This window comes from Deinococcus sp., assembly GCF_018260405.1.
In the GTDB taxonomy this organism is placed as follows: Bacteria; Deinococcota; Deinococci; order Deinococcales; family Deinococcaceae; genus Deinococcus.
The window spans coordinates 1-1,931 of sequence record NZ_JAGLBG010000190.1; the positions used below are offsets into that span (position 1 = coordinate 1).

The 1,931-nt window shown below is 60.5% G+C and carries 3 protein-coding genes; all 3 read left to right on the plus strand.

Annotated features, from left to right (window positions below; all coding sequences use genetic code 11):
* Window positions 1-567: carbohydrate ABC transporter permease (locus QZ269_RS12935; RefSeq protein ID WP_291427108.1), on the plus strand; the 567-nt coding region annotated here is incomplete at its 5' end.
* 22 nt (window positions 568-589) lie between these two features.
* Window positions 590-991, plus strand: a complete 402-nt coding sequence (locus tag QZ269_RS12940) for a hypothetical protein (protein WP_291427109.1) — start codon at window positions 590-592, stop codon at window positions 989-991.
* The gene (locus QZ269_RS12945) at window positions 988-1,890 is read left to right on the plus strand and encodes an FAD-dependent oxidoreductase (RefSeq protein ID WP_291427110.1); all 903 of its coding nucleotides are present in this window, start codon (window positions 988-990) and stop codon (window positions 1,888-1,890) included. The genes QZ269_RS12940 and QZ269_RS12945 overlap by 4 nt, the downstream gene beginning before the upstream one ends.
* The last annotated feature ends 41 nt before the right edge of the window (window positions 1,891-1,931 follow it).

Genomic DNA, 1,931 nt, shown 5'->3' on the forward strand with positions numbered 1-1,931 from the left:
GCCAAGATGCGTTTTCCGGGCCGCGACCTGATCTTCTACGCGATTCTGGCGCTGATGGTGCTGCCCAACGAGTCGGGGTTGATCGTCAACTACATCACGACCATCAAACTGCACCTGCTGGATCAGAGCAACCCCGTGCTCGACACGGTACGGCAGTACATGGCCGTGGTGCTGCCAACCATTGCTAGCATCGTGGGCCTGTTCCTGATCCGGCAGTCTTACCTGAGTATTCCGGGTGAACTGCTGGAAGCCGCCCGCATTGACGGAGCCAGCGAACTGACCATCTGGCGGCGCATCATGCTACCGCTGTCTATGCCGACCATCGCCGCGTTCGCCATTCTGGAATTCGTGGCGTACTGGAACAGCTTTCTGTGGGCCAGGATCATGCTGCCGGACAAAAATATGCTGCCGCTCTCGGCGGGGCTGCTGGAACTGTCCGGAACCTTTAGCACCAACAGCCGCGCAGTAATGGCGGGCGCGGTCATCACGATCATTCCCATTTTGGTCGTGTTCGCCTTCGGGCAAAAGTACTTTATGAAAGGGCTTGAGGGGGCGGTCAAGGGGTGAGGCGGTAGCCCATAATATCCGTATGCGAAAACTATCGATTGGCCTGGTGTCCATCCTTATCCTTGGACTGGTGGCGTGCAACTCAGATCCGGTCACCGAACCCAACAAAAACTCCGAAGTGGTGCTGGGAGTCAAATCTGTCGAGTTGCCTCAGCAGGCTCAGGCCACTGCGCCTCTTGACATCACCGTCGAAGTCATCGTGGGGGGATGTATCAGTTTTAACCGACTTGAAGTCGTCTCCCGTACAGCCAGTCAACTGAACCTGAGAGCCATTGGCACAAATTCCGAAAAACCCGGCATAGTCTGCACCGCAGATATTCGCTGGCAAAAAGTCCCTTATACCGACCCAGGAAGTCCCGCACGGAATAATCTGTTTGAGGTCTTGGTCAGCGGCACCTCCTGGGGAAAAATCAGCATTCAATGACCCTTTCGTATACGACTGTCGAACGTGATTGGGACGTGATCGTGGCTGGAGGCGGTACGGCTGGCGCCATCGCCGGAATTGCCGCGGCCAGAGCCGGGGCGCGGGTGCTGGTGGTCGAGGCGCAGGGCAGTCTGGGGGGCACAGGCACCAACGCCTGGGTCACGCCGCTGATGCGTAACAGTTCCTCAGGCGAAAACAACAACCGTGGCCTGACCGACGAACTCAAACACCGCCTGCGCGGACGCGGCGACGGGGCTATCGGGCCAGGGGGCAACGACAACTGGTTCAACCCCGAGGGCCTAAAATTCGTGCTGGAGCATATGCTGCTGGAAGCGGGCGGAGAGGTGCTGTATCACACGGGGGTCGTCGCTCCGGTGATGGCAGATGGCCCAGGGCGCGGGGGCACAGGACACGGGGGTACAGGGCACAGGGCACAAGGCCAGGACGCCGCGCACGGTGCACCGCCCGCCGCGTCCCTCTCGGCCCTTGTCATCCACAACAAAGGCGGCCTGCAAGCCCTACGCGCCCGCGCCTTTATCGACGCCGCCGGAGACGCGGATGTGGCAGCGGCAGCGGGCGTCCCTTTTCACGCGGGCGATAACGATGGGGTGCATCAGGCCATGAGCCTGCGCTTTACGCTGGCCGGAGTCGATACGGCACGGCTGGCCGCCTTCCTGAGCGAGAACGGGCAGTGGCAGGAGTCTGCGGATTTTCTGCATTTCTGGATGGTCTGGGGCCGCAAGTCGAGCCTGGAACCGCTGTTCCGCCAGGCGGTCGCAGCGGGCGTGCTGCAAGAGCGCGACGGCGATTACTTTCAGGGCTTCAGCGTGCCGGGGCGTCCGGGCGAACTGTCGTTCAACTGCCGTAACTGCTCAGCACGAGAAGTCGAGTTTGGGTAAGACGCCACGAAAAACGTCAACTAAGCCAGTCCAAATGGATA

Coding starts and splice junctions, on each gene's coding strand:
- QZ269_RS12940 (WP_291427109.1), top strand. CDS start 590: ATGCGAAAACTATCGATTGGCCTGGTGTCCATCCTTATCCTTGGACTG.
- QZ269_RS12945 (WP_291427110.1), top strand. CDS start 988: ATGACCCTTTCGTATACGACTGTCGAACGTGATTGGGACGTGATCGTG.